22 protein-coding genes are annotated in these 19,342 nt (G+C 65.9%); 9 read left to right on the top strand and 13 right to left on the bottom strand.

Annotated features, from left to right (window positions below):
- Positions 1-90: 90 nt before the first annotated feature.
- Together QTI24_RS10880 and QTI24_RS10875 are read right to left on the bottom strand one after the other, a co-directional pair.
- On the bottom strand, positions 91-1,011 hold the full coding sequence (locus QTI24_RS10880; protein ID WP_286600341.1) for a c-type cytochrome: 921 nt from the start codon (positions 1,009-1,011) through the stop codon (positions 91-93).
- Positions 1,012-1,075: 64 nt separating this feature from the next.
- Entirely contained in the window at positions 1,076-1,690 is a 615-nt protein-coding gene (locus QTI24_RS10875) for a VOC family protein (RefSeq protein WP_286600339.1), read from the bottom strand.
- 95 nt (positions 1,691-1,785) lie between these two features.
- Here QTI24_RS10875 and QTI24_RS10870 point away from each other — a divergent pair, with 95 nt between their 5' ends.
- Positions 1,786-2,511 (top strand): TetR/AcrR family transcriptional regulator, encoded by a 726-nt coding sequence (locus QTI24_RS10870; protein ID WP_286600338.1) that lies wholly within the window; start codon positions 1,786-1,788, stop codon positions 2,509-2,511.
- A 6-nt stretch (positions 2,512-2,517) separates the two neighbouring features.
- Here QTI24_RS10870 and QTI24_RS10865 read toward each other — a convergent pair whose 3' ends face one another.
- The 5 genes from QTI24_RS10865 to QTI24_RS10845 form a co-directional block, all read right to left on the bottom strand.
- A complete protein-coding gene (locus QTI24_RS10865) occupies positions 2,518-2,841 on the bottom strand; it encodes a hypothetical protein (RefSeq protein WP_286600337.1) in 324 nt (107 codons plus the stop codon).
- 83 nt (positions 2,842-2,924) lie between these two features.
- Positions 2,925-3,095: a hypothetical protein gene (locus QTI24_RS10860; RefSeq protein WP_286600336.1), complete on the bottom strand. Its 171-nt coding sequence runs from the start codon at positions 3,093-3,095 to the stop codon at positions 2,925-2,927.
- A gap of 34 nt (positions 3,096-3,129) precedes the next feature.
- A complete protein-coding gene (dbpA, locus tag QTI24_RS10855; RefSeq protein ID WP_286600335.1) occupies positions 3,130-4,524 on the bottom strand; it encodes an ATP-dependent RNA helicase DbpA in 1,395 nt (464 codons plus the stop codon).
- A gap of 8 nt (positions 4,525-4,532) precedes the next feature.
- On the bottom strand, positions 4,533-4,805 hold the full coding sequence (gene infA / locus QTI24_RS10850) for a translation initiation factor IF-1 (RefSeq protein WP_286519699.1): 273 nt from the start codon (positions 4,803-4,805) through the stop codon (positions 4,533-4,535).
- 54 nt (positions 4,806-4,859) lie between these two features.
- Positions 4,860-5,108: a hypothetical protein gene (locus QTI24_RS10845; RefSeq protein ID WP_286600334.1), complete on the bottom strand. Its 249-nt coding sequence runs from the start codon at positions 5,106-5,108 to the stop codon at positions 4,860-4,862.
- Positions 5,109-5,619: 511 nt separating this feature from the next.
- Here QTI24_RS10845 and QTI24_RS10840 point away from each other — a divergent pair.
- Complete coding sequence (locus QTI24_RS10840) at positions 5,620-6,570, top strand: DMT family transporter (protein ID WP_286600332.1); 951 nt, start codon at positions 5,620-5,622, stop codon at positions 6,568-6,570.
- 85 nt (positions 6,571-6,655) lie between these two features.
- Positions 6,656-7,744: a S1C family serine protease gene (locus QTI24_RS10835; protein ID WP_286600330.1), complete on the top strand. Its 1,089-nt coding sequence runs from the start codon at positions 6,656-6,658 to the stop codon at positions 7,742-7,744.
- 1 nt (position 7,745) lies between these two features.
- Here the strand turns inward: QTI24_RS10835 and QTI24_RS10830 are convergent, their stop codons facing one another.
- On the bottom strand, positions 7,746-8,801 hold the full coding sequence (locus tag QTI24_RS10830; protein WP_286600328.1) for a sugar phosphate isomerase/epimerase family protein: 1,056 nt from the start codon (positions 8,799-8,801) through the stop codon (positions 7,746-7,748).
- Between the two features lie 176 nt (positions 8,802-8,977).
- Between QTI24_RS10830 and QTI24_RS10825 the strand changes: the two genes are divergently transcribed.
- A complete protein-coding gene (locus QTI24_RS10825; protein WP_286600327.1) occupies positions 8,978-9,859 on the top strand; it encodes a gamma-glutamyl-gamma-aminobutyrate hydrolase family protein in 882 nt (293 codons plus the stop codon).
- Here the strand turns inward: QTI24_RS10825 and QTI24_RS10820 are convergent.
- Together QTI24_RS10820 and QTI24_RS10815 are read right to left on the bottom strand one after the other, a co-directional pair.
- Positions 9,856-10,029 carry a hypothetical protein gene (locus tag QTI24_RS10820; RefSeq protein WP_286600326.1) on the bottom strand — a complete coding sequence of 58 codons (174 nt, stop codon included), beginning with the start codon at positions 10,027-10,029 and terminating at the stop codon, positions 9,856-9,858. The genes QTI24_RS10825 and QTI24_RS10820 overlap by 4 nt on opposite strands.
- Positions 10,030-10,046: 17 nt before the next feature.
- A complete protein-coding gene (locus QTI24_RS10815) occupies positions 10,047-12,974 on the bottom strand; it encodes a DNA topoisomerase III (RefSeq protein WP_286600325.1) in 2,928 nt (975 codons plus the stop codon).
- A gap of 181 nt (positions 12,975-13,155) precedes the next feature.
- On the opposite strand from QTI24_RS10815, the gene QTI24_RS10810 reads away from it, so the two are divergent.
- From QTI24_RS10810 to QTI24_RS10800, 3 genes are read left to right on the top strand one after another with little or no spacing between them, the layout of a single operon-like run.
- Positions 13,156-13,812, top strand: coding sequence for an SET domain-containing protein (locus tag QTI24_RS10810; protein WP_286600324.1), 657 nt, complete (start codon positions 13,156-13,158; stop codon positions 13,810-13,812).
- 2 nt (positions 13,813-13,814) lie between these two features.
- Positions 13,815-14,612: a biotin--[acetyl-CoA-carboxylase] ligase gene (locus tag QTI24_RS10805; RefSeq protein WP_286600323.1), complete on the top strand. Its 798-nt coding sequence runs from the start codon at positions 13,815-13,817 to the stop codon at positions 14,610-14,612.
- On the top strand, positions 14,609-14,797 hold the full coding sequence (locus QTI24_RS10800; RefSeq protein WP_286600320.1) for a sporulation protein: 189 nt from the start codon (positions 14,609-14,611) through the stop codon (positions 14,795-14,797). Before QTI24_RS10805 ends, QTI24_RS10800 begins: the two co-directional genes overlap by 4 nt.
- Here the strand turns inward: QTI24_RS10800 and QTI24_RS10795 are convergent.
- From QTI24_RS10795 to QTI24_RS10785, 3 genes are all read right to left on the bottom strand, one after another.
- The gene (locus QTI24_RS10795; protein WP_286600319.1) at positions 14,794-16,260 is read right to left on the bottom strand and encodes a sensor histidine kinase; all 1,467 of its coding nucleotides are present in this window, start codon (positions 16,258-16,260) and stop codon (positions 14,794-14,796) included. The two genes, QTI24_RS10800 and QTI24_RS10795, sit on opposite strands and share 4 nt — an antisense overlap.
- A gap of 40 nt (positions 16,261-16,300) precedes the next feature.
- Positions 16,301-16,975, bottom strand: coding sequence for a response regulator (locus QTI24_RS10790; protein WP_286600318.1), 675 nt, complete (start codon positions 16,973-16,975; stop codon positions 16,301-16,303).
- 129 nt (positions 16,976-17,104) lie between these two features.
- Positions 17,105-17,590: a MarR family winged helix-turn-helix transcriptional regulator gene (locus tag QTI24_RS10785; protein ID WP_286600317.1), complete on the bottom strand. Its 486-nt coding sequence runs from the start codon at positions 17,588-17,590 to the stop codon at positions 17,105-17,107.
- Positions 17,591-17,736: 146 nt separating this feature from the next.
- Here QTI24_RS10785 and recA point away from each other — a divergent pair, with 146 nt between their 5' ends.
- Both recA and recX read left to right on the top strand, forming a co-directional pair.
- Positions 17,737-18,819 (top strand): recombinase RecA, encoded by a 1,083-nt coding sequence (gene recA, locus QTI24_RS10780; protein ID WP_286600316.1) that lies wholly within the window; start codon positions 17,737-17,739, stop codon positions 18,817-18,819.
- A 72-nt stretch (positions 18,820-18,891) separates the two neighbouring features.
- On the top strand, positions 18,892-19,341 hold the full coding sequence (gene recX / locus QTI24_RS10775) for a recombination regulator RecX (RefSeq protein ID WP_286600315.1): 450 nt from the start codon (positions 18,892-18,894) through the stop codon (positions 19,339-19,341).
- The last annotated feature ends 1 nt before the right edge of the window (position 19,342 follow it).

Here is a 19,342-nt window from a genome sequence, read left to right as displayed (position 1 = left end):
TTCGTCTCCTTGGATGTTGTGGAGACGGATTTTGCGGGCACGCCGTGTCCCTGCCCGTGGCGTCTGATTGCAATACGCCCGCGCGCAGGCCTAGCCGTGCGGACTCGCCGGCAGTGTCTTGAGGTAGAGGAACAAGGCTCGCACGTCGATGTCGCTCATTGCGCCGAGTGATCCGAAGGGCATGACCTTCACCGGCGTGCCATCGGGGCGCTTGCCCGTCTTGAACATGCGAGCGAAGGCATCGGCGTCGGCATAGCGCGTCATCGCGGTTCCCTCGCCCGGCGTGAGGTTGGCGGCGGCAGGCCAGTCCGGCGGGCCGCCGGGGATCTTGCCGCCGTTGAGCTTGGCGCCGTGGCAGCCCAGGCACATGTTGGCGACATAGGCGCCGTGCGTCACGTTCACGCCATCGGGCACGGGTTGCTCGGGCGGCCGTGTGTGGTCGATCTTCGAGGCCGCGTCGTGAATCATCCCGAAGCCGTACAAGGCGCGCATCGGCAGTGGCAGGTCGAGCACGGCGGCCCCGCCCGACGCGGGCTCCATGCGGCGGATGTAGGCGACCAGCGAAGCCAGGTCGTCGTCGGTCAGCCGGTTGTAGTCCTCGCTGGGCATGACCATCAGCGCGTGGCCTTTCGGGTTGACGCCGTGGCGGATCGAGCGCACCCAGTCCTCGGACGTGTAGCCCGCGACGACGCTGCCCGGGCCGGGGCTGATGTTGGGTCCCGCGATCCGCAGGCCCTTGCCGTCATCGACGAACACCGCGCCGCCGCCCTTGGCGCCATGGCAGTCGACGCATCCGCGCGAGGCGAAGAGATAGCGTCCGCGTTCGAGCGAGGCCGCGTCGTCGCGGAAGGGAAGGCCCTTGACCGTGACCTCGACCTTGCGCTGCATCTTGTGGCGAGCCAACTGGTCGCCGATGAAGAGGGCGGCCGCAGCGAATGCGAGCAGCGCCACGAGCGCGATGACGATGCGTTTCAGCCAGCGTTTGCCGGTCGAGGTGGTGGTGGTGGTCATGTCAGCTCCTTTGTCGCGCGCGGCGCGCCGGAAACCTTCTGGGCGATCAGGCCCGCGGCCATCTTTAGCTGCAGCCGCAGCTTCGGCTCGTGGCCCAAGTGCTGGTGACGTGGGTGTGGTGGATCTCCCAGCCGGCCGGGTCGATGGTCTGCGTGCCCGCGCCGATCTCGAAATCGAAGCCCGACGGCGTGGCGCCGTAGAAGGAGAAGGTGCCGTCCGGATCAGGGTGCTGCCCCAGTTCCAGGCTCAGCGGCACCTTGTGGCGCCGGGCGCGCTCGAAGCCCCGGCCGATGTCGCACAGCCGCTCGGTCACGCCGAAGCCCAGCAGGTCGACGTAGAAGAACTCCATGGCCGCGATGTCGTGCGCGACCAGTACCGCATGGCCCAGGCCGAGATCGCCGGTGCGAAAGCCTTCTGGGAAGTCGGCAGATTCGAAGGGTGCGGTTGCCGGCGCTAGCACCTCATCGCTCGAGCATTCCAGGCCCAGCGCGCCGAGATCGTCCGCCTCGCCCTCCTGCACGATCAGCCGCTGGCTGGCCTCGTCGAGTTGCCAGCCGAAGCTGCCGTCCGCGTTGCTCACCGGTGCGGGTAGCCCGAGCATTTGCTCGCAGAACGCCATCCATCGTGGAATCCGGCGGACTTCAAAGACCAGATAGCCGAGGCGGAGATCAGGACGCATGGCAAACTCTCTCAGATGGATGGATCGACCAAAAATGGACTGTACGTGCAAAAATGAATGATGGCGTAAATTTTGGCGCAGGGTCAATATCACTTTTGCCAGAGGTCTTGGCCGAAAGCGTGTGGGCGCCTCGGCCCGGCCTGCTCAAGCGCCAGCGCACGCGGCTGCAGCTCGTGCAGGCGGCGATCCGGGTGTTCAGCATGCGGGGCTATGGCGACGCGACGATGCAGGAAATCGCGACGACGGCGAGCATGACGACCGGTACGGTCTACAACCACTTCAAGACGAAGGAAGAGGTGGCGAGGGCGGTCGCCCTGCTGCTGGCGCACACCTTGTGCCGCCGCATCACCGACAGCCAGCAGGGCGTCGCGGAAGGCTCACAGCGTATGGCGATCGGAATACAGCGCTACATCTGGCTGGCCGAGCAGAGCCCGGAATGGGCGCGGATGATGCTGGAGGTCTCGGCCGCGGCGCCGGAGATGCTGCTGGAAATCCGCGATTACGTGCTGGCCGACCTGCGGCTCGGGGTGAAGCAGAAGGCCTTTCGCGTTCCAGGCGAGACGGCGGCCATGGACCTGATCAACGGCACCGTGCAGCAGGCGATGCGCACCGTGTCCCTCGGCGGCGTGCCGGCGTTGCACGGCCGTGAAGTAGCGAGCTGTGTGCTGCGGGGCCTCGGCATGGAATGGGCCGAGGCGAAGCGGGTGGCCCAGCGGGCACTGCCGCCCTTCCCTCCAATGATCCCGTCCACGGACGCCGTGACGGCTGCGCGGGCCAAGGCGGCGGCACCGGCAAAGAAGGCGAAGCGCGCGGCGGCCTGAGCGTCTTCAGGCGGCGGGTTCGTCGTCGAGCGGTGGGCACGCCCAGCCGAGCAACTCGGCGAGCCGGCGCACGATCCATTGCGCTTCCGCCGCCGACACGCCGGCATCGGGCGATGCCAGTCCTGCGAGGATTCGCCGCAGGATCTCGTCCTCCGACGGCACCTCGACGTGGTGCAGGATCTGCGCGTGCTGCACCAGATGATTGGCGAGGTCCTCGCAGACTTCGTAGCGCTCGCGCACGACGGCGATCGGCTCGCTCAGGCGCTGCCTGGCGTCGGTGAACACCGCGAAGAACGAGGGCGGGATGTCGATCTGGTAGTCGTCGGACATGATGCTGCGGAAGGGTCCAAATGAAAAACGCGCCCGAAGGCGCGTTTTGTCGGGAGCCGAGGCTCACAAGGCGCTATGCGCGATCAGCCGCCCTTCTTGGGCCGCTTGCCAGGGTTCTTCTTGCTGCGGGTTGCGGTGCCGCGCTCCAGGCTGACCTTCTGGCCACCGCCCGCCTTGGGAACGTTGTAGCCGGGCGTCGGAACGGGTCGGGGGGTGGCAATGCGGTCTGCCTCGGTGCGGATTTTCTTGGGCATGGAAAGCTCGGTAAAAAGAAATCGAAGGACATAATTAAGCCACATCGTCGAGCAGCCGTACTTTGACGGTCTTGCCCTTGACGCGGCCGGTGGAAAGCTTGTGAACGGCCTCGCGCGCAATTCGCCGGTCGACCGCCACGTAAGTGGAGAACTCGTTGACGTTGATCTTGCCGACCTGCTCCTTGGTGAAGCCGGCCTCGCCGGTCAGCGCACCCAGCACGTCGCCCGCGCGGATCTTCTCCTTGCGGCCGCCGACGATCTGCAGCGTGGCCATCGGCGGCTGCAGCGGGGTCGGGTCGCCGGCGAGTTCGCCGACGGGGTGCCATTCGGATTCGCGGCCCTGCAATTGTTCGATTTTTCCGACGCTGCCCATCTCGTCCATGCCGGCGAGGCTCAGCGCCAGGCCTTCTGCATCGCCGCGACCGGTGCGGCCGATGCGGTGGATGTGGATCTCGGGGTCGGGCGTCACGTCGACGTTGATCACCGCCTCGAGCTGGGCGATGTCGAGGCCGCGTGCCGCCACATCGGTGGCGACCAGTACGGAGCAGCTGCGGTTGGCGAACTGCACCAGCACCTGGTCGCGTTCGCGCTGTTCGAGCTCGCCGAACAGCGCCAGCGCACTGAAGCCCTGCGCCTGCAGCACCTGCACGAGGTCGCGGCATTGCTGCTTGGTGTTGCAGAAGGCGAGCGAGCTGAGCGGGCGGAAGTGGTTCAGCAGCAGGCTCACGGTGTGGAGCCGCTCGCTGTCCTTCACCTCGTACCAGCGCTGGCGGATCTTGGCGCCGTCATGCTGGGCCTGTACCGTGATCTGCTGCGGGCTCTTCATGAACTGCGCGCTGAGCTTGGCGATGCCTTCGGGGTAGGTGGCCGAGAACAGCAGCGTCTGGCGCTCCTTGGGGCACAGCCGCGCGACCTTGGCGATGTCGTCGAAGAAGCCCATGTCGAGCATGCGGTCGGCTTCGTCGAGCACCAGCGTGTTGAGCGCTTCGAGATCGAGGCTGCCGCGGTCGAGGTGGTCCATGATGCGGCCCGGCGTGCCGACGACGATGTGCGCGCCGTGTTCGAGGCTGGCGAGCTGGCCGCGCAATGCGACACCGCCGCACAGCGTGACGACCTTGATGTTTTCCTCGGCCCGTGCGAGACGGCGGATTTCCGTGGTCACCTGGTCGGCGAGTTCGCGCGTTGGGCAGAGCACCATGGCCTGCACCGCGAAGCGCCGCGGATTGAGGTTGGCCAGCAGCGCCAGCGCAAAGGCGGCGGTCTTGCCGCTGCCCGTCTTGGCCTGCGCGATGAGGTCCTTGCCGAGCAGCGCCACGGGCAGGCTGGCCGCCTGGATCGGCGTCATCTGCAGATAGCCGAGCTGCGTCAGGTTCGCCAGCGTCTGTGGCGAAAGTGGCAGCGTGGCGAAGTCGGTGGCGGAACCGGTCACTGCGAGGATCAGCGGCGCTGCGAGTTGTTGCCGCCGCTGTTCACGGGCGGGGGACCACGGCGTTCCAAGTGGCGGAACGTGATGCGCCCCTTGGTCAGGTCGTAGGGCGACAGCTCCAGCGACACCTTGTCGCCGGCCAGGATGCGGATGTGGTGCTTGCGCATCTTGCCGCCGCTGTAGGCGATGAGCTGGTGGCCGTTGTCGAGCGTCACGCGGTAGCGCGAGTCAGGCAGCACTTCGGTCACTGCGCCGTTCATTTCGATCAGTTCTTCCTTGGGCATGAATTACCTTTTGAAAATGGTTGTCGTGATTGGATAGGAAATCGGGGGCGCTGTTCAAGCGGCGCAACGCGCATGCGGGGCCGTGCGATCGCGCACCCAGCCCAGGCCCTGGTCGACGGCATAGCGCACCGCGGCGGCATGGCTGCCGAAGCGCGGCGTGAAGCGCATGACGCGGTCGTGCATGCCGCTGCCGCGGCCGGAACGGATCGACACGGAAGCCGAGAAACGGCCGTCGTCCAGATCCTTGATGAGCGGTGAGACAAGGTACTTGCCCACTGCAATGCTGTGTTGAATGATGTCCATGAAAAGCCTTGCGCTCCGCGACGCCGCGAAACGCTGAAATCAATTGAAAAAACGAGCGCAGGCCGGCCGGAAATGGCGCCCACCGGAGCGGACAGCGCGCTGTTCGCTTCAACAAGTACGAAGGCAGTGGTGGCAATCATGGGCGCCGGGTCTGGCGCTCCAACACACTGTATGAGCCGGCTTGAAATGAAAGGGCCCGGAAATTCCAGGCCAGCCGGCGAGGTGACGAAGTGCTTCGTCGTGGTATCGAAACGAACCCCAGATTCTAACCGATCTGGCACGACAGTTGCTATTTCAGTTCCGTGACAGAGCGCCGAGCGGAGGCGCATGTGTGTCGGAAGCGCCACCCGTGGCGCTCCAGGCACAGGGTTGTCAGACGACTTTGTTGTTTCTCCGATAATTGCAGGTTTGTTGTACGACAACATGACTGGCAGAACGCGTTTTCAGGGAGAACAACGATGAATGAACCGTCCGGACGGAGAGGCAGCCACGAGGTCTGGGGAGCGCGCGCGTGAACAGCCGTGCCTTCTTCACCCACCGCAAGGTCGTCTTTCTTCTCGCTTCGCTGTGCTGCTTGCTGTGGGGCAGCGCCTATCCTGCCATCAAGAACGGCTACGCGATGTTCGACATCGCGCCGGGCGACATTCCCTCGCAGCTCGTCTTTGCGGGCTACCGCTTTCTCTTCGCGGGGCTGGTGCTGTTAGGGGTGGCGGCGCTGGGCGGGAAGAACGTCTTTCCTTTCGACCGGCGCACCGTGGGACAGGTGACCCTGCTGGGCCTGACGCAGACCAGCTTGCAATACCTGTTCTTCTACCTCGGGCTGGCGCACACGACCGGCGTCAAAAGCTCGATCATGAATGCCACCGGCACCTTCTTCAGCGTGCTGCTGGCGCACTTCATCTATCACAACGACCGGCTCAGCTTCAACAAGGTGCTCGGCTGCCTGGTGGGCTTCGTCGGCGTGATGGTGGTGAACTTTGGCAGCGGCCTGATGCAGTTCGACTTCACTCTCCTGGGGGAAGGCTCGGTGGTGATGGCGGCGCTCGTGCTGTCTGCGGCCAGCATCTACGGCAAGAAGCTCTCGCAGCGGATCGATTCGGTCGTGCTCACGGGCTATCAACTGGCGATCGGTGGCGCCGCGCTGCTGGTGATCGGCTTTGCCATGGGCGGAACGCTCGGCAGCCCGACGCCGGCTGCGCTGGCCTTGCTGGGCTATCTGGTCGTGCTGTCGTCCGCTGCCTTCTCGCTGTGGACCACCCTGCTCAAGTACAACCGCGTGAGCATGGTCGCGGTGTTCAACTTCATGGTGCCGGTCTTCGGCACCCTGCTGTCGGCGTTCTTCCTGAACGAGAGTTTCCTGGAATGGAAGAACGGACTGGCGCTGCTGCTGGTGTGCGGGGGCATCTGGCTGGTGACCCGCGACGAACTGCCGGCCGCGCGGCCAGCACTGAAGCCGCAATGACGCACGCTGCTTCGCGCTGAAGCGGACTTGCGAGCGCGGCTTCGGGGGCGCACCATGGGGGACCATCGTTCCAAGGAGCGCGGCCATGCAAGTTCAAGGATCAGTTGTTCGATCTTCGCGGGCCGACTGGTTATCTTGCGCTCGCACCCGATGGGTCGGATGCCTGCTCGCGGCAAGCGCCCTGCTCTTCTCCAGTCTTCCCGCCGCGCAGGCGGCCAATGCGCCGGAGAGTGCATCGTCCAACGCGCAGATCCGGGCGCTCAAGCGCGCGGGCGATGCGGTCGTCGCACTCAACGTCACCGCGACCGAAGGCGCCACCTCGGCTGAGAGCCTGGGCCAGCGGCGCTCGGGATCGGGTGTGGTGATCGGCCCCGACGGGCTCATCCTCACCATCGGCTACCTGCTGCTCGAAGCCGAAACCATCCAGGTGGTCACCCAAGATGAACGCGTCCTGCCCGCGCGCCAGGTGGCCTACGACCTCGCCACCGGATTCGGACTGGTGCGTCCGCTGGTGCCGCTGCGGGGTGTAGAGCCCGTTCCGCTGGCCGGCGTATCCAGCCTGAACACGGGGCAACCTCTGCTCGTTGCGACCGGCAGCAGTAGCGGCACGGAAGTGGGCTTCACGCGCCTGGTCGGCACGCGTGCCTTCTCGGGCTATTGGGAATATCACATCGAGGCGGCGATCTTCACGAGCCCGCCGGTTGCCAACCACAGCGGCGCATCGCTCTTCAACGCCGACGGCGAATTGCTCGGCATCGGCAGCCTGTTCGTGCTGGAAGCCGCCGGGCCGGAGCAAACCCTGCCCGGCAACATGTTCGTGCCGGTCGACCTGCTGCGCCCAGTCCTTGCGGAGATGCAGTCCACCGGCAAGACGCGCGCTAGCGTCCGGCCGTGGCTGGGCCTGTCATCGTCGGAGCGCGGCGGTCACGTCGAGATTGTTCGGGTCGATCGCTCCGGACCCGCGCTCGAAGCCGGCTTGCGGCCCGGTGACGTGGTGCTGGAGATCGACGGCATCCAGGTCACGACGCTGGAGGCTTTCTACAAGCAGCTGTGGAAGCGGCCGGACGCGGACGCGGATGTCGAACTGACCGTGCGGCAGGGGTCGGAGGTGCGCAAGATCAAGGTGCACGCGGTTGATCGGATGCAAACCCTTCGCAAGCCACAAGGCATTTAGCTCAAGCGATGCCAAGCATCTTTTTGTTGGCGGCCGTGTTGATCCCGCCGCCCGCGAAATCATCGAACGCGCGATCGGCCACGCGGATGATGTGCTGCGCGATGAACTCCGCGCCTTCGCGTGCGCCGTCCTCAGGATGCTTGAGGCAACACTCCCACTCCAACACGGCCCAGCCCGGGAAGTCGTAGGCCGCCATCTTCGAGAAGATCGCGCCGAAGTCCACCTGGCCGTCGCCCAGCGAGCGGAAGCGTCCTGCCCGGTTCAGCCAGGACTGGAAGCCGCCGTAGACACCCTGCTTGCCGGTCGGGTTGAACTCGGCGTCCTTCACGTGAAAGATCTTGATGCGCTCGTGATAGTGGTCGATGTAGTCGAGGTAGTTGAGCTGCTGCAGCACGAAGTGGCTCGGGTCGTAGAGCAGGCAGGCGCGGGGATGGTTGTTCACGCGTTCGAGGAACATCTCGTAGGTCACGCCGTCGTGCAGGTCCTCGCCCGGGTGGATTTCGTAGCAGACGTCGACGCCGGCCTCGTCGAATCGGTCGAGGATCGGCTTCCAGCGCCGCGCGAGCTCATCGAAGGCTTCCTCGATGAGGCCGGGCGGGCGCGGCGGCCAGGAGTAGAGATAGGGCCACGCCAGCGCGCCGGAGAAGGTCGCGTGGGCCGTTAGGCCGAGATGGGACGAAGCCTGCGCGGCGTAGTGCAGCTGCTCGACCGCCCACTTCTGCCGACGGACCGGGTCGTTGCGCACTTCGGCCGCGGCGAAGCCATCGAAGCCCGCGTCGTAAGCGGGGTGCACCGCGACCAGCTGGCCTTGAAGATGCGTCGACAGTTCGGTGATCTCGAGCCCATGCTTTGCGAGCGTGCCCTTCACTTCATCGCAGTAGGTCTTGCTCTCGGCAGCCTTCTTGAGGTCGAAGATGCGGCCGTCCCAGCTCGGGATCTGCACGCCCTTATAGCCAAGGCCCGCCGCCCAGCCGGCGATGGTGTCGAGCGAGTTGAACGGCGCGGTGTCGCCGGTGAACTGGGCCAGAAAAATGGCAGGCCCCTTGATCGTCTTCATCGCTTGTCTCCTGGTCAATCGGCGCAAATGATGCACTGATTTGCGTCGACGCAACGCGAGGCGTTGTCCGACACGCTGCGAAGCCCCACGGCGTGTGCGCATTACGCCGGAACGTTTCACAATGGGCGCTCTGTCAATCCGAGGGCGAAGCGGCATAGGTCGGCGCCCCGAATGCGATGTCACAAACGGTTTCCGGGCGTCTCAAGATCGGCCTGTCCGCCTGCTTCTCCCACGCCGACCCTGCGCGCTCCTTGTTCACCAACAAGACGCTGCAGTACGTGGAGCAGTCGATCGCCCACTGGCTGATGTCGGCCGGCGCGATGGTGGTGATGGTCCCCTGCCCGACGGGCGAAACGGCGCGCGGCGACACCAAGCTCTCGCACTACGCCGAATGGCTCGACGGTGTCGTGATGCACGGCGGGGCCGACGTCTGGCCTGGCAGCTACGGCGAGGTGCCCCTCAAGGACGCCTGGATCGGCGACCGCGTCCGCGACCTCTACGACCTCGCGCTGGTCGAAGCCTTCGAGCAGGCGGGCAAGCCCATCTTCGGCGTTTGCCGGGGCTTGCAGTTGATCAATGTGGCTTTCGGCGGCACGCTCTACCAGGACATCGAGGCGCAGCATCCCAATGCCCAGCGGCATCGCGATCCGGTCACCTACGACCAGAACTTCCATGAGATCCGCATCACGCCGGGATCACGGCTCTCGCACCTCTACCCAGACATGGAGACAGCGCGCGTCAACAGCATCCATCACCAGGGCGTGAAGGATCTGGCGCCCGGTTTCGAGGTCGAGGCCTGGAGCATTCCCGACCACGTGGCCGAAGCCATCCGCCGCCGGCCCGATCGCGGCCGCAGCTACATCGCGGCGACCCAGTGGCACCCGGAGTTCCACAACTACGGCGCGACCGACACGGTCGACGACACGGCGATCCTCGAGGACTTCCTGTGGGCTTGCGCGACGGCCAAGGTGAGTCCGCGCGGTCCGCTGCGCAGCGCGCCTGGCCGCATCCGCAACCGCGCGGCGCGGCTGCTGCGGCAGGCCTTGCTCATGAACTAGCGGCTCTGGTTCTTGTAGCCGCTGACGCCGGCATCGATCGTGCCGAACACGGTGATGCCGTTGCTGCCCGTGCTGCCGCTGGAGGCCGAGCCGCCGCCGGAGCCCGGCGCGGCGCAGCCCGCGAGCAGGCAAAGGGCCGCAGCGAACGAGATGGCAAAGAACTGCTTCATGCGAATCTCCTGTCTCTTCAGGCCAGATGTTTACCCACGATGCCGGCCAGCTCGAACATCGTGACCTGATCCTTGCCGAACACCGGCTTCAGCTTGGCATCGGCGTTGATGGCGCGCTTGTTGGCCGCGTCCTGCAGGCCGTTGGCCTTGATGTAGTCCCACAGCTTCTTGATGACCTCGGTGCGCGGCACGGGGTCCGCGCCGATCACTGCAGCCAGCGCGTCGCTGGGCTTGAGGCCCGCGCCCGGCTTGCGTGGTGCCTTGGGGGCGGCAGCCTTCTTTGCCGCGACCTTCTTGGCTGCCGGCGTTTTCGCCGCCGCCTTCTTTGCAGCGGCCGGTGCGGCCTTGGTGAAGGTCTTGCGCGGCGGGAACTTGCTGGTCCGGGGCTCGAACTCGAAGGTCACCTTGCCCTCTTCCTTGTTCCAGGCCAGGAAGGCCTTGAACGCACGGCGCGTGCGCATGGAGACGAACTTGTCGAGCAGGTCCGTCCTGCCGGTGGCGAGCAGCTTTTCGACCTGCGCGCGATCCACGGGCTGCTGCAGGATGATCTTGCCGGTCTTGAAGTCGCAGCTCGGGGTGGGCTGAGCTTCGGTCGGCACCGATTTCTCGCAGACGTAGTTGCTGCCGTATTCGAACACGCGCGAGGCGCATTTCGGGCACTGGCCGAGCGACTCCTGGCCGGCGAAGTCGACGATCTCTCCGGTCTCGGCGTTCTTGTCGTCGCCGAAGTCGAACTCCAGCTTCCAGTTGTTCGCCTCGTCGTCGAACTTGAGGACGATCTCCGAGGTGAAAGGCCAACCGGCCTTGGAGCGGAAGCCCTCCAGCGGGCCGATGTGCTTGTCGCGCAGCAGTTGCTCCGCCTCCTCCACTTCGAAGGTGCGGCCCGCGGGCGACTTGCCGAAGGAAAAGCCGCAAGGCTCCTGCCCGGGCTTGCCGGTGCAGGAATAGCGGCGGTAGTTCTCCTTCACCACGCCGCCGCAGTTGGGGCACGGCGTCGCGAGCGTGGCGTAGTCGCCGGGCACGGTGTCGCGGTCGTACTCCTTGGCCTTCTTGACGATGTGCTCCGTCATCTCGGCGATCTCGCGCATGAAGGCTTCGCGGCTGAGCTTGCCGTGTTCCATCTGCGCGAGCTTGTACTCCCATTCGCCGGTGAGTTCGGCCTTGGAGAGCTCCTCCACGCCGAGGCCGCGCAGCAGCGTCATGAGCTGGAAGGCCTTGGCGGTCGGGATCAGCTCGCGGCCTTCGCGATGCATGTATTTCTCGGCCAGCAGGCCTTCGATGATGGCCGCGCGCGTGGCGGGGGTGCCGAGTCCCTTCTCCTGCATGGCTTCGCGCAATTCGTCGTCGTCGATGGTCTTGCCCGCGCCTTCCATCGCGCCGAGCAATGTGGCTTCCGAATAGCGAGCGGGTGGCCGCGTCTTGAGGCCCTTGGGCTCGACGGACTCGACCTTCACCATCTCGCCGGGCTTCACCGGCACGAGGCGCTTGCCGTCCTTGTCGTCTTCCTTTTCGTCGTCCTGCGCTTCCTTGCCGTAGATGGCGAGCCAGCCCGACTTCACGAGCACCTTGCCGTCGGTGCGGAACGGGTACTTCTTGCCCGCGTGCTCGACCGTGCTGATGCGGGTCGTTACCTGGTATTCGGCGCTGGGGAAAAACACCGACATGAAGCGGCGTACCACGAAGTCATAGAGCTTCTGTTCCGCGTCGGAGAGGCCGCTTGGCGCTTGCAAGGTCGGGATGATCGCAAAGTGATCGCTGACCTTGGCGTTGTCGAAGATGCGCTTCGAGGGCTTCACGTAGTTGCCGTCGATGGCCTGCTGCGCGAAGGGCGCCAGGTGCCGCATCCCGCTGTTCGCGAGCATGCCCATGGTCTGCTTGACGACCGGCAGGTAGTCCTCGGGCAGCGCTCGCGAGTCGGTCCGCGGGTAGGTCAGCGCCTTGTGGCGTTCATAAAGGCTTTGCGCCAGCGCCAGCGTGGTCTTGGCGCTGAAGCCGAAGCGGCCGTTGGCCTCGCGTTGCAGTGAAGTCAGGTCGAACAGCAGCGGCGAAGCCTGGGTGGTGGGCTTGCTTTCCTCGGTGACGGCGGCGGTCTTGCCGCGCGCGGCCTCGGCGATCTCGCGGGCTTCACGCTCGTTCCAGACGCGGTCGGCGCGCTGCTCGGGATCGGCCACGCCGTCCGGTCCGGGCGGCGGCTTCTTCCAGTTCGGATCGAACCACTTGCCGGGGTACTCGCCCGCCTCGGCCAGGAAGCTGCCGTGCACTTCCCAATAGTCGCGGCTCACGAACTTGCGGATCTTCTCCTCGCGCTCGACCACGACGGAGAGCGTCGGCGTCTGCACCCGGCCCACGGTGGTCAGGAAGAAGCCGCCGTCGCGCGAGTTGAAAGCCGTCATGGCGCGCGTACCGTTGATGCCGACCAGCCAGTCGGCCTCCGAGCGCGAGCGCGCGGCATCGGCCAGGCCCTGCATCTGCTGCTCGCTGCGCAACTGGTCGAAGCCGTCGCGGATGGCCTGCGGCGTCATCGATTGCAGCCAGAGGCGCTTGACCGGCTTGCCCAGCGGCGACTTGCCGCCCGCGTACTGCTCGATCAGACGGAAGATCAACTCACCCTCGCGCCCCGCGTCGCAGGCGTTCACGAGCTGCGTCACGTCCTTGCGCTTGGCCTGCTTCACAACCGCGTTGAGGCGGGTCTTGGTCTTGTCGACCGGCTTGAGGTCGAAGCGCGGCGGGATCACCGGCAGGTTGGCGAAGCTCCACTTGCCGCGCTTGACGTCGAACTCCTCGGGCGCCTGGATTTCCACCAGGTGACCGACGGCACTGGTCACGACGTACTTTTCGTTCTCGAAGTGTTCTTCGTGCTTGTCGAACTTGCCCGCCACGGGCGTGAGCGCCCGGACGATGTCCTGGGCCACCGATGGCTTCTCTGCAATCACCAAAGTCTTCATCAACGATTCCATTCTCAAAAAATAGGCCGGCGCCGGGCCGCCCCGAGGCGGCCTGCGGCCCCCTCGGGGGGCAGCGACGACACGCAGTGGGGGAGCGTGGGGGCCACATCTACAATCTGGCGCTTCTCGCGTGCGTACGCGCACGCGCATGCGTACATATTCAAACTAACAGACTTCCGCGATGCCATCCAAATCCCCCGTTTCCGGCGGCCGCCGCATCCAGACGCGGCGCTCCGGCGTTCATGGCAACGGCGTCTTCGCCGTGCAGGATATAGCGGAGGGCGAAACGCTCATCGAATACAAGGGCGAGGTCATCACCTGGAAGGAGGCGCTGCGCCGCCATCCGCACGACCCGGCGCAGCCCAACCACACCTTCTACTTCCACATCGATGACGGCCGTGTGATCGATGGCGGCGTCAACGGCAATGCCGCCCGCTGGATCAACCATTCCTGCGATCCCAGCTGCGAAGCCGACGAGCAGGACGGCCGCGTCTTCATCAAGGCGCTGCGCAACATCGCGGCCGGCGAAGAGCTGAGCTACGACTACGGCCTAATCATCGACGAGCCCTACACGAGGAAGCTGAAGGCCGAGTTCCCCTGCTGGTGCGGCTCCGAAAGCTGCCGCGGCACGCTGCTCGCCCCGAAGTCCGACAAGGACAAGAAGAGCAAGAAGAAGGACAGGAAGAGCGAGAAGAACGGCGACAAAAAGGCCGAGAAAAAGAGCGAAATCAAGCTGAGCAAGAAGCTCGACAAGAACGGCGGCGAGGCCGGCAAGGAACCGAAGAAGAAGGCCAAGGCCGCCAAGGACGGCAAGTCCGGGAAAACCGGCAAGCGCTGATCATGGCCACGCCCTGGTTCGAGGACGAGATCGCGGGCGCAGTGGCGCCCCTTCTGCCTGGGTTCGCCGTCGAGGTCGTCCCCGAGATCGATTCCACCAGCAGCGAACTCATGCGGCGTGCCCGCGATGGCCGCCAGGCGCCGGTGCTGCTGGCCGCCGAGCGACAGACGGCGGGGCACGGTCGGATGGGCCGCGCCTGGCAAAGCGCGCAGAGCGATCGCGAACCCGCCACCCTGACTTTCTCGCTGGGCCTGCCGCTGGCGCCTCGCGACTGGTCGGGGTTGTCGCTCGCCGTGGGGGTCAGCGTCGCGGAAAGTCTCGACCCTTCGAACGCCGTGGGCCTGTCGCTCAAGTGGCCCAACGACCTGTGGTACCGCGAGCGCAAGCTGGTCGGCATCCTGATCGAAACCGCCACGCTCCAACAGGATGCCGCCGAGCGCTATCTGGTGATCGGCATCGGCATCAACATCGGGCCTCGTGACGCCACCGGCCTCAGCACACCGCCGGCCTGGGTGCAGGAATGGCGTCCGCTCGCCACCCCGGCCGAGGTACTGCGTGATATCGCGCTGCCGCTGGTCCGCGATATTCAGCTCTTCGACAAGGATGGCTTCGTGCCCTTTGCCCCCCGCTTCGCCGCGCGCGATGTCCTGCGCGGCCGCGAGGTCCAGCTCAGCGACGGCACCGAAGGCCTTTGCGAAGGTGTGGGCTGGGGCGGCGAGTTGCTGGTGCGAACGACTTCGGGCGTGAAGTCGATCATCAGCGCGGAAGTCAGCGTGCGGCCCGTGCGCACGCGACCATGATGTTGCGGCTGCTGGTCGTTGTCCTGCTGCTGGCGAACCTGGGCTACTTCGCCTGGACGCGCGGCGGGCTCGCCGTTTTCGGCACCGAGCCCGCACGCTTCAGCGAACGCGAGCCACAGCGCCTGACACAACAGGTGCGGCCGCAGATGCTGCAGATCCGCAAGGACGAGCCTCCGAAGCCCTAGGCGCGGGGCCGTTCGGCGCGGCGCTCGCTTTCGTTGGCGTCGAAGCGCAGGCTCACGAGCGTGCCCGGCGGGTGCTGACCCGGGTGCGCGTCTTCCAGACGCACCGTCGCGAAGTGCTGTCGCGCAATCTCCAGCACGATCGGCAGGCCCAATCCGGAACCGTCCGCTTCATTGCCCAGCACGCGGTAGAAGGGCTGGAACACCAGCTCGCGCTCGCTCTCGGGGATGCCCGGCCCGTTGTCCTCGACCTGCAGCACGACGATGCGGCCGAAGGGATCGGCCAGCACCCGCGCAGTGATCACACCCGGCCGCTCCGGCGTGGAGGGCGTGTAGTTGATGGCGTTGTCCAGCAGGTTGCGCACCAGCTCCTTCAGGAGTGTCGGATTGCCTTCGAAGGCCACGCCGGGCGCACCCGGCTCGGCGCCTTCATAGCCGAGGTCGATGCGCTTGTCGATCGCGCGCGGCACCGCTTCGCGCACGACTTCGATCGTCAGTCGTGCGAGGTCGCAGGGCTGCCGGCCGATGTTGGCGCCGCTGCCTTCCGCGCGGGCGAGCGACAGCAACTGGTTCACGGTGTGCGTCGCGCGCACGCTCGCGCGGCCGATCTGCTTGAGGGATTGCTTCAGTTCGTTCGCATTGGCGCCTTCACGCTGCGCCAGGTCGGCCTGCATGCGCAGGCCTGCGAGCGGCGTCTTGAGCTGGTGCGCCGCATCGGCCAGGAAGCGCTTCTGGGTGCCGATGGAGTCGTTGAGCTTGTTCAGCAGGTCGTTGACCGACAGCACCAGCGGCACCACTTCGAGCGGCACGGAGGACTCGTCGAGCGGGCTCAGGTCGCCCGGCCGCCGCTCGCGGATGCGCGCCTCCACCACCGACAGCGGCTTGATGCCGCGCACCAGCGCAAGCCAGATCAGCAGCACTGCCAGCGGCAGGATTGCGAACTGCGGCAGCAGCACGCCCTTGATGATCTCGGTTGCGAGCACCGACTGCTTCTCGCGCGTTTCGGCCACCTGCAGGAGCGTCAGCGGCGCGTCGAGCGAGGTTCCGGCGATCCAGAGCGAGGCGATGCGCACGGCCTTGCCATGGATCTGCCCATTGCTCAGGTAGACCACGCCTGGGATCGGAGGGTCGTCCGTGCCGGGAAACGGAATCTCGCGTTCGCCGCTGAGCAGCGTGCCGTGCCCGTCGAGCAACTGGTAGTACACGCGGTCGATCTCGTCGCCGCCGAGGATCTCGCGCGCCGGCTGCGGCAGCACGAACTGGATGCGCCCGTTTTCCACGTCGACAAGCCGCGCGAGGATCTGGATGTTGGCTTCCAGCGCGCGATCGAAAGGCGCGTTCGCGATGCCCTGCGCCACCAGCCACGTGACGCCGATGCTGACCGGCACCAGCAGCAGCAGCGGCGTGAGCATCCAGTCGAGAATCTCGCCGAACAAAGAGCGCTGAGCGCGCTGAAAAAGCTTCACGTGGCGCGCCCGCGGGCTTTGCGCGAAGCGCAGCGAGGCATCAGGAGGGAATCTTCTCGAGGCAGTAGCCGAGGCCGCGCACGGTGGCGATGCGCACCGGGCCCTTCTCGATCTTCTTGCGCAGGCGGTGGATGTACACCTCGATCGCGTTGAGGCTGACCTCCTCGCCCCACTCGCACAGGCGCTCGACCAGTTGGTCCTTGCTCACCAGGCGTCCGGCGCGTTGCAGCAGGACTTCGAGCAGGCCGAGTTCGCGCGCGGAGAGTTCGATCATCTTGCCGTCGATGGTCGCGACGCGGCCGGCCTGGTCGTAGACCAGCGGGCCGTGCTTGATTGCGTTGCTGGTGGCGCCCATGCCGCGCCGCGTGAGCGCACGCACGCGCGCCTCGAGTTCCTGCAGCGAGAAGGGCTTGGCCATGTAGTCGTCGGCGCCGTAGTCGAGGCCCTTGACGCGCTCCTCGACGCTGTCGGCAGCGGTCAGCACCAGCACCGGCAACTGCGAGCCGCGCGCACGCAGCCGCTTGAGGATTTCGAGGCCGTGCAGGTTGGGCAGGCCGAGGTCGAGAATTAGCAGGTCGAATTCGCTGTTGGTCATCAGCGCGGCATCGGCTTGCGAACCGGTCGCCACGTGGTCGACCGCCGAGCCGGAGGTGCGCAGGCTGCGCAGGAGGGCGTCGGCCAGCACCTGGTCATCTTCCGCAATCAGTATTCGCATCCTAGGTTCACCCCCAGCCTCGCCCACGTCGTGTGGCTCTGCACCCCCTCTCCGGGGGCAACCCCAGCGGCCCGGCGGAGCCGGTTCCGCAGGGTCCCTGGACTTGGTCGCGCCAATTCCCATCGAATTCTAGGCCGCTGCATAGGCTTCGAGACCGATGGTTACCACGGTGGCGATCTCGTCGCCCACGCTGGCGCGGAACTCCTTCTCCGCCTGTGCGACGGCGTTGCGGAAGGCCTCGAGCCAGGCCAGGCCATCAGCGGTGAAGAGCACTCGACGCGCGCGCGCATCGAGTGGATCAGGCCCGCGCGTCACCAGGCCCCAGGCCTCGCATTGGTCGACGAGCGCTCCCATCGCCTGCTTGGTCATGCCGGCGCGCTCGGCAAGTTCGGTCAGGCGCGAGCCGTCACGCGCGAGGTGGCGCGTGATGTGGATATGCGCGGCGCTTACCTGCGCGCGTGCCGCGAGGTTCGAGAGCGCGAGCGGCACCTCGGCGTCATGGGCCATCAACGCGAGCACGCGTTCGTCGAAACGGCGCATGGCATGGCCGAGCAGGCGTCCCAGGTGGGTTTGCCGCCAGGCTTCGTGGTCGATCGGGAAAACGGGGGCTGACATGGCGGCCAGATAGTAAAGCAAACTGACCAAAAAATGGGTTTACTCGCACTCATTGGCCCCTACACTACTGTTCAAGCATCCAGCCTGTAATTAAAAGCAGCGGGATGAATCCCACCCAACCCGTTGATATTCAAGGAGTTTTCCACATGGACGCAGTCGTCAAGGGCGCAAGCATTTCGGTCGCCAACAGCGAAAAGGCCAAAGCCCTCCAGGCCGCATTGGCCCAGATCGAAAAGCAGTTCGGCAAGGGCACGATCATGCGGCTCGGCGAAGGCGAAGCGCTGGAAGACATCCAGGTGGTCTCCACCGGCTCGCTCGGCCTCGACATCGCGCTCGGCGTCGGCGGCCTGCCGCGCGGTCGCGTCATCGAAATCTACGGCCCGGAATCGTCCGGCAAGACCACGCTCACGCTCCAGGTCATCGCCGAAATGCAGCGCCAGGCCGGCACCTGCGCCTTCGTCGATGCCGAGCACGCGCTCGACGTGCAGTACGCGCAGAAGCTCGGCGTGAACCTCTCCGACCTGCTGATCAGCCAGCCGGACACCGGCGAGCAGGCGCTCGAGATCGTCGATTCGCTGGTGCGTTCCGGCGCGGTCGACCTGATCGTGGTCGACTCGGTCGCCGCGCTCACGCCCAAGGCCGAAATCGAAGGCGAAATGGGCGACTCGCTGCCCGGCCTGCAGGCCCGCCTGATGAGCCAGGCGCTGCGCAAGCTGACCGCCACCATCAAGAAGACCAACTGCATGGTCATCTTCATCAACCAGATCCGCATGAAGATCGGCGTGATGTTCGGCTCGCCCGAAACCACCACCGGCGGCAATGCGCTGAAGTTCTACGCCTCGGTGCGCCTGGACATCCGCCGCATCGGCACCATCAAGAAGGGCGATGAGGCGATCGGCAACGAGACCAAGGTCAAGGTGGTCAAGAACAAGGTCTCGCCACCCTTCAAGACGGCCGAGTTCGATATCCTGTTCGGCGAAGGCATCAGCCGCGAGGGCGAGATCATCGACATGGGTGTGACCGCCAAGATCGTCGACAAGTCGGGCGCCTGGTACGCCTACAACGGCGAGAAGATCGGGCAGGGCCGCGACAACGCACGCGAGTTCCTGCGCGAGAACCGCGAGCTGTCGCGCGAGATCGAGAACAAGGTGCGCGAATCGCTGGGCATTCCGCTCCTCCTGGCCGAGGCGCCCGATGCACCGGCACCGGTCGAGAAAGAGAAGAAGTAAGCCTCGATCGGGCTCGCGCCACCCGTCCCCAGCGGCGGGTGCGCTTCGATACGCAGCGATTCAACGTACCCCATGGCCTTTGCCGCTCCATCTCTCAAGGGGCGCGCGCTGCGACTGCTGAGCCAGCGGGAGCATTCGCGTGCCGAACTCGAACGCAAGCTCGCGAAGTACGAGGAACAGTCGGGCGATCTGGCACGCGCGCTCGACGAACTGGCTGCAAAGGATTTCATCAGCGAGGCGAGGGTGGTGCAGTCGGTCCTGCATCAGCGCGCAGCGCGCCACGGCGCGGCACGCGTGCGCCAGGAGCTGCTGCACAAGGGCATTGCGCCCGAGGCGGTCGCCGAAGCGGTCGCCAGCCTCCAGGGCAGCGAGCTCGATCGTGCACGTGACGTCTGGCGCCGCCGCTTCGGCGAGCTGCCGCAGGATGCGGCGGAGCGCGCGAAGCAGACGCGATTCCTGCTGGCCCGCGGATTCGCCGGCGCCGTGGTCGCAAAGGTGCTGCGTTACGACCCGGACGAATGAG

Origin of the sequence: Variovorax sp. J22P240 (assembly GCF_030316855.1) — a bacterium.
GTDB lineage: Bacteria > Pseudomonadota > Gammaproteobacteria > Burkholderiales > Burkholderiaceae_C > Variovorax.
The sequence above is the reverse complement of the archived record's forward strand: the minus strand, read 5'-3'. Positions and strand labels throughout refer to the sequence as shown.

Excerpts from the sequence above, each read along its gene's own strand:
- QTI24_RS10880 (WP_286600341.1), bottom strand. The coding sequence starts at position 1,011 with ATGACCACCACCACCACCTCGACCGGCAAACGCTGGCTGAAACGCATC.
- QTI24_RS10875 (WP_286600339.1), bottom strand. The coding sequence starts at position 1,690 with ATGCGTCCTGATCTCCGCCTCGGCTATCTGGTCTTTGAAGTCCGCCGG.
- QTI24_RS10865 (WP_286600337.1), bottom strand. The coding sequence starts at position 2,841 with ATGTCCGACGACTACCAGATCGACATCCCGCCCTCGTTCTTCGCGGTG.
- QTI24_RS10860 (WP_286600336.1), bottom strand. The coding sequence starts at position 3,095 with ATGCCCAAGAAAATCCGCACCGAGGCAGACCGCATTGCCACCCCCCGA.
- infA (WP_286519699.1), bottom strand. The coding sequence starts at position 4,805 with ATGCCCAAGGAAGAACTGATCGAAATGAACGGCGCAGTGACCGAAGTG.
- QTI24_RS10845 (WP_286600334.1), bottom strand. The coding sequence starts at position 5,108 with ATGGACATCATTCAACACAGCATTGCAGTGGGCAAGTACCTTGTCTCA.
- QTI24_RS10835 (WP_286600330.1), top strand. The coding sequence starts at position 6,656 with ATGCAAGTTCAAGGATCAGTTGTTCGATCTTCGCGGGCCGACTGGTTA.
- QTI24_RS10830 (WP_286600328.1), bottom strand. The coding sequence starts at position 8,801 with ATGAAGACGATCAAGGGGCCTGCCATTTTTCTGGCCCAGTTCACCGGC.
- QTI24_RS10825 (WP_286600327.1), top strand. The coding sequence starts at position 8,978 with ATGTCACAAACGGTTTCCGGGCGTCTCAAGATCGGCCTGTCCGCCTGC.
- QTI24_RS10820 (WP_286600326.1), bottom strand. The coding sequence starts at position 10,029 with ATGAAGCAGTTCTTTGCCATCTCGTTCGCTGCGGCCCTTTGCCTGCTC.
- QTI24_RS10815 (WP_286600325.1), bottom strand. The coding sequence starts at position 12,974 with ATGAAGACTTTGGTGATTGCAGAGAAGCCATCGGTGGCCCAGGACATC.
- QTI24_RS10810 (WP_286600324.1), top strand. The coding sequence starts at position 13,156 with ATGCCATCCAAATCCCCCGTTTCCGGCGGCCGCCGCATCCAGACGCGG.
- QTI24_RS10805 (WP_286600323.1), top strand. The coding sequence starts at position 13,815 with ATGGCCACGCCCTGGTTCGAGGACGAGATCGCGGGCGCAGTGGCGCCC.
- QTI24_RS10800 (WP_286600320.1), top strand. The coding sequence starts at position 14,609 with ATGATGTTGCGGCTGCTGGTCGTTGTCCTGCTGCTGGCGAACCTGGGC.
- QTI24_RS10790 (WP_286600318.1), bottom strand. The coding sequence starts at position 16,975 with ATGCGAATACTGATTGCGGAAGATGACCAGGTGCTGGCCGACGCCCTC.
- QTI24_RS10785 (WP_286600317.1), bottom strand. The coding sequence starts at position 17,590 with ATGTCAGCCCCCGTTTTCCCGATCGACCACGAAGCCTGGCGGCAAACC.
- recA (WP_286600316.1), top strand. The coding sequence starts at position 17,737 with ATGGACGCAGTCGTCAAGGGCGCAAGCATTTCGGTCGCCAACAGCGAA.
- recX (WP_286600315.1), top strand. The coding sequence starts at position 18,892 with ATGGCCTTTGCCGCTCCATCTCTCAAGGGGCGCGCGCTGCGACTGCTG.